Origin of the sequence: Succinimonas sp., from assembly GCF_045225735.1 — a bacterium.
In the GTDB taxonomy this organism is placed as follows: Bacteria; Pseudomonadota; Gammaproteobacteria; order Enterobacterales; family Succinivibrionaceae; genus Succinimonas.
Map to the genome: position 1 here is coordinate 1 of NZ_JBGVBR010000397.1, position 4,488 is coordinate 4,488.

Here is a 4,488-nt window from a genome sequence, read left to right on the forward strand (position 1 = left end):
GGACGGCGCCATGAAGTTCGTTAAGGGCGATGCCATTGCGGGACTTCTGGTGGCGGCGGTAAACATCGTGGCCGGCACCATTATCGGCGTTACCCAGAACGGCATATCCGCCGGAGACGCTCTCCAGCTTTACGGCATTCTCACCATCGGCGACGGTCTGGTCTCTCAGATCCCTTCCCTCCTTATCGCCATTTCCGCCGGTATTCTGGTAACCAGATCCGGCGAGGAAAGCAACAACGTGGGCGAGCAGATCGGCAACCAGGTGTTCGGGCAGCCCCGGGCGATTATGATCGCCGCCGCTCTGGTGTTTCTGTTTGCCCTGGTGCCGGGCTTCCCGAAGCCGCAGCTGTTTTCATTAGCGCTGCTTCTGGCCGGGGTGGGCTATACCCTGGATTACATGAGAAAGAACCAGCGGCCCAAGACCGATCCCAAGAAGGACATCAAGAACACCCTCAAGGCCACAACCGAAAAGAACCGCAAGGTGGACTACAACCCCGATGCCGAGGAGGAGTTTTCTCCGGTGGTGCCCCTGATTCTGGATATTTCTCCGCAGCTGGCCAACCTGCTGGATTTCGAAGAGCTTAACTATGAGCTGGCCACGCTTCGCCGGGCCCTGTACTTTGATCTCGGCGTGCCGTTCCCGGGGGTGCATTTAAGAGAAAACCCCAACCTGCCGGAAAACGAGTACATCCTTAACCTTAACGAAATCCCCATTTCCACGGGTTCGCTCCTGAAGGGCTCCGTGCTGGTGCGGGACGACCCGGACAATATCCGCATGCTGGGCATTACGGTTACCGAGGGCACTCCCTTCCTGCCTAACGAGAGATCCTGGTGGGTGAAGGAGGATCAGGCCGAAAAGCTGAAAACCCTGGGCATTGCCTTCCTGTCCCATGCCAAGGTGATTTCCCTGCATCTTTCCCTGGTGCTGGTGCGGCACTGCAGCGACTTCATCGGACTTCAGGAGGCCAAGTATCTTCTGGACAAGATGGAGGAACGGGCGCCGGATCTGGTGCATGAAGCCACCCGTCTCCTCCCCCTCCAGAAATTCGCCGACTGCCTGAAGAGACTGGTGCAGGAGCAGATTTCCATCCGCGACCTTAAAAACATTCTGGAGGCCATTATTCAGTGGGCTCCCAAGGAAAAGGATCAGGTGATGCTCTGCGAGTATATCCGCACCTTCCTTAAGCGGCAGATCAGCTATAAGTACTGCGCGGCCCAGAACTTCCTGCCGGCCATTCTTCTGGATCCCAAGACCGAGGAGATTATCAGAAAATCCATCCGGCAGACCTCCACCGGAGCCTTCCTGGCATTGGATCCCATGAGCAGCAAGGCTATTCTCAAGGAGGTCAGGCGCATTATGGACAAGTGTCACGGCAAGGTGGTGGTGATTGCCTCCATTGATATCCGCCGCTATCTCCGCCGTCTTATCGAAGGGGATTTCTACGAGCTTCCGGTGCTGGACTATCAGGAGCTGACTCCGGAAATTTCCGTGCAGCCTCTGGACAGGATCAAGATATAGTTCTCATTTTTTTTTGTAAAACAGCCGGGGCGGCAGCTTTTTTTCGGTTCTTATTTGATAAGTTACACGGTTTTAGCATTAAGGTTGCCGGTATTCTGATCAGAATCTGCCGCATCTGTTTACAATAGAATACAGACAGCGTTCTCCTGCCGGAGCTTTTGCGGCATGTGAACCGGATCATTTTTCACAGGCCGCGGCTTCCCTCCGGAATTCCGGAGGAGCATAAACCGCAGCCTGCGGTGTTAGCGGGAAAATTACGGATAATTCATTTTTTTTGTAACTTTCCTTTTTCTTAAACGTTATCTAGTCAAATAAGGAATTAGTTATGGCTGATGATACCAAGGTAACCTCCCCCGCAGCTGACGATGAAGCAGCGGAAGAGTTTGTGAAGCACTTTGCTGAGTTCATCGAGAAGGGATATACCATTGCCGATTTGATGAATATCTCTCCTGAGCGCATGGAAGCTCTTTACAGTCTGGCCTATCAGAATTACGTAACTAAGAATTATGAAGATGCTCTCAAGGTCTTTAAAGTGCTGGTTCTTTATGATCAGTCAGAGCAGAAGTACACCATGGGGCTGGCTGCAACCGAGCAGGACATGGGTGATTACGTTAAGGCGGCTAACACCTACTCTCTGGCATGTCTGCAGTCCGGTCTTAAGGATCCGGAACCGATGTACTTCGCGGCCATTTGCCTTCTCAAGGCTGGCCAGAAGGAAGATGCAGTTGTCGCGTTGAAGAGCCTTGAAACCATGGGTCGTGAAGGAAACACCAATGACGAGAAGTTCAAGCAAAAGGGACTTAATCTGTTAAAGGTAATGGAGAATTTCAAGGAGTTATAAAATGACCGGTAATGTCAACAACAACGTCGGCGTCAGCCAGAACATGGAGCTTGATGCGATTGCAGGCGTCTTTGATTCCGGAAAGATCGGAGAGCGGGTTAAGAATTTTGCCGCGCAGTTTTTATCTTATGTTCAGGAAAATGTCGGCGAGGCTCTTGACGAGTCTCCGAAGCTTCCGGCTCCCAAAGCCGGCGCCAGTCAGCCTTCCATTATGGGCATGGATGAAGAAACCATCATGATGATGCTGGGATCTGAAACCGCCGAGGTTGAGAAAAAGGGCGCGATAAATTCCATTAAGAACAGAGCGCAGCAGAGAGAGTCTGAGAACGCCAAACTCATTAAGAATCTGCAGGAGCAGGCTGAGAAGATTAAAAATCAGTCTGTCTGGGACAAGATTTGCAAGGCATTCAAGATTATCGGCGCGGTTGTTGGCATTGTGGCAGCTGTTGCAGGCGCGGCATTCAGCGGCGGTTCCTCTCTGGCTATTGCCGGCGCCATTATCGGCGGTCTCTTGGCTACGGAGAGTCTGGTATCCGCGGCTACAGACGGCAAGATCGGTCTCGGCGCGCTCTGCACCAAGATATTCGGCGAAAAGGCCGGACCGTGGGTAGCTATGGGCCTCTCCATTGCTCTTACCATATGCAGCATGGGCATGGGTATTGCCGGCGCGGCTAAGGGCGCTGCCGACGGAGCCAGCGCGCTGTCCAAGTTCTCCAAGATCGGCATCCAGCTTACCAGCGGCGTTACCAACCTTGGTGCCGGCGCAGCAGGAATCGGTTCTGCCATCAATAACTACCAGCTCACCAACCTCAAGGTAAGCAACAAGGAAATGGAAGCCATTCTGGCTAAGCTGGCCGCCCTGAATGATCAGGATACCAAGCATCTTGATGAAGTTATGGAGACTCAGAATGCCATGGTTAAGGGAGTAAAGGATATTCTTGAGGTTCAAAACGCCGCCGAGCTGGCCGTTGTAACTGCAAACGCCTGATAAAGCTTTCCGGTACCTGAAACGAAAGACAAAGAGCGATTCCTGAAAAGGGATCGCTTTTTCGTATGCGCGCGCAGCATGTTCTTGTTTCGGATCAGGCATTCTCAGGAAAAAGTCAGGGGCGGGTTATTCAGGAATCAGTTTAAATTCGCGTTTTTACGAGGAGCGCAGCAATGGGCAAAGAGATGAAAGCGCCGGATATCCGGCCGGCAGACATGAAATGGACGAGAGAGCCAAGGGAATACCGCATCGAGCCCGGGAGAATTGAAATTACCACCATGCCGCATACGGATCTGTGGCAGCGGACTTACTATCATTTTCGGAATGATAATGCCCCGATGCTTCAGGCAGAGACCGAAGAGAAGTTCTTTTCCTTTATCGTGAAGACGGAATTTGCCGGAAGCTGTCATCGTTTTGATCAGTGCGGCATCGTGATGTATCTTGATGCGGAGAACTGGCTGAAGGCCGCTGTGGAATATGAAAATGAAAGCTTTCAGCATCTCGGTTCCGTTGTCACCAATAACGGATACTCGGACTGGGCGACCACGGCAATTCCGGCTGCTGCCAGGACCATGTGGTACCGGCTGAGCCGCCGGGAAGATGATTACCGCATTGAATGCTCCGGGGATGGCAGGAATTTCACGCAAATGAGAATCTGCCATATGCGGCAGGGCGGCGGCAGGATCCGTTTTGGCATCTATGCCTGCAGTCCGGAGAATTCCAGTTTCAAGGCAGTATTTACGGATATGCGGGTAACCCAGTGCGCCTGGAAGGCTCATGACGGACAGCAGCCTGACTGAACATTCCTGAGAGCTGCCTTATCAGATTATCTTTCCGGATGCAGATATAAAACCCGGGAAAGAATCATAACTCAGGGGCAGGATAAAAAATGCAGGCGCAAAAAAAGGAAGGGGGCTCATCATGAACCCCCACAGCTCTCCGGAACGTCCCTGTTCCGGTCTCTTTATCGGCGGTGCTTATTTCATCCCTGAAAACCGCTCCGGAACGTCCCTGTTCCCTCCGCCGATATTTTCATTTTAGCTGATTCCCTTTCATAAACAACCGGGAAAAACGGGCTTCCGGGAACCGGCTTGCATGAGAAATCGGGAAACACCTCCGCAAATTCCTGTTTTAAAGGCT

Annotated in this window: 4 protein-coding genes; all 4 read left to right on the forward strand. The window is 52.3% G+C overall.

The window, feature by feature from the left end:
- The coding region (locus ACJROR_RS14110) for an FHIPEP family type III secretion protein (protein WP_406547661.1) at positions 1-1,519 on the forward strand (1,519 nt) is incomplete at its 5' end.
- Positions 1,520-1,844: 325 nt separating this feature from the next.
- Positions 1,845-2,360: a SycD/LcrH family type III secretion system chaperone gene (locus tag ACJROR_RS14115; RefSeq protein ID WP_406040059.1), complete on the forward strand. Its 516-nt coding sequence runs from the start codon at positions 1,845-1,847 to the stop codon at positions 2,358-2,360.
- Between the two features lies 1 nt (position 2,361).
- Positions 2,362-3,348, forward strand: coding sequence for a hypothetical protein (locus ACJROR_RS14120; protein WP_406547662.1), 987 nt, complete (start codon positions 2,362-2,364; stop codon positions 3,346-3,348).
- A 173-nt stretch (positions 3,349-3,521) separates the two neighbouring features.
- Positions 3,522-4,148, forward strand: coding sequence for a DUF1349 domain-containing protein (locus tag ACJROR_RS14125; protein WP_406547663.1), 627 nt, complete (start codon positions 3,522-3,524; stop codon positions 4,146-4,148).
- Positions 4,149-4,488 lie beyond the last annotated feature (340 nt).

Excerpts from the sequence above, each read along its gene's own strand:
- ACJROR_RS14115 (WP_406040059.1), top strand. The coding sequence starts at position 1,845 with ATGGCTGATGATACCAAGGTAACCTCCCCCGCAGCTGACGATGAAGCA.
- ACJROR_RS14120 (WP_406547662.1), top strand. The coding sequence starts at position 2,362 with ATGACCGGTAATGTCAACAACAACGTCGGCGTCAGCCAGAACATGGAG.
- ACJROR_RS14125 (WP_406547663.1), top strand. The coding sequence starts at position 3,522 with ATGGGCAAAGAGATGAAAGCGCCGGATATCCGGCCGGCAGACATGAAA.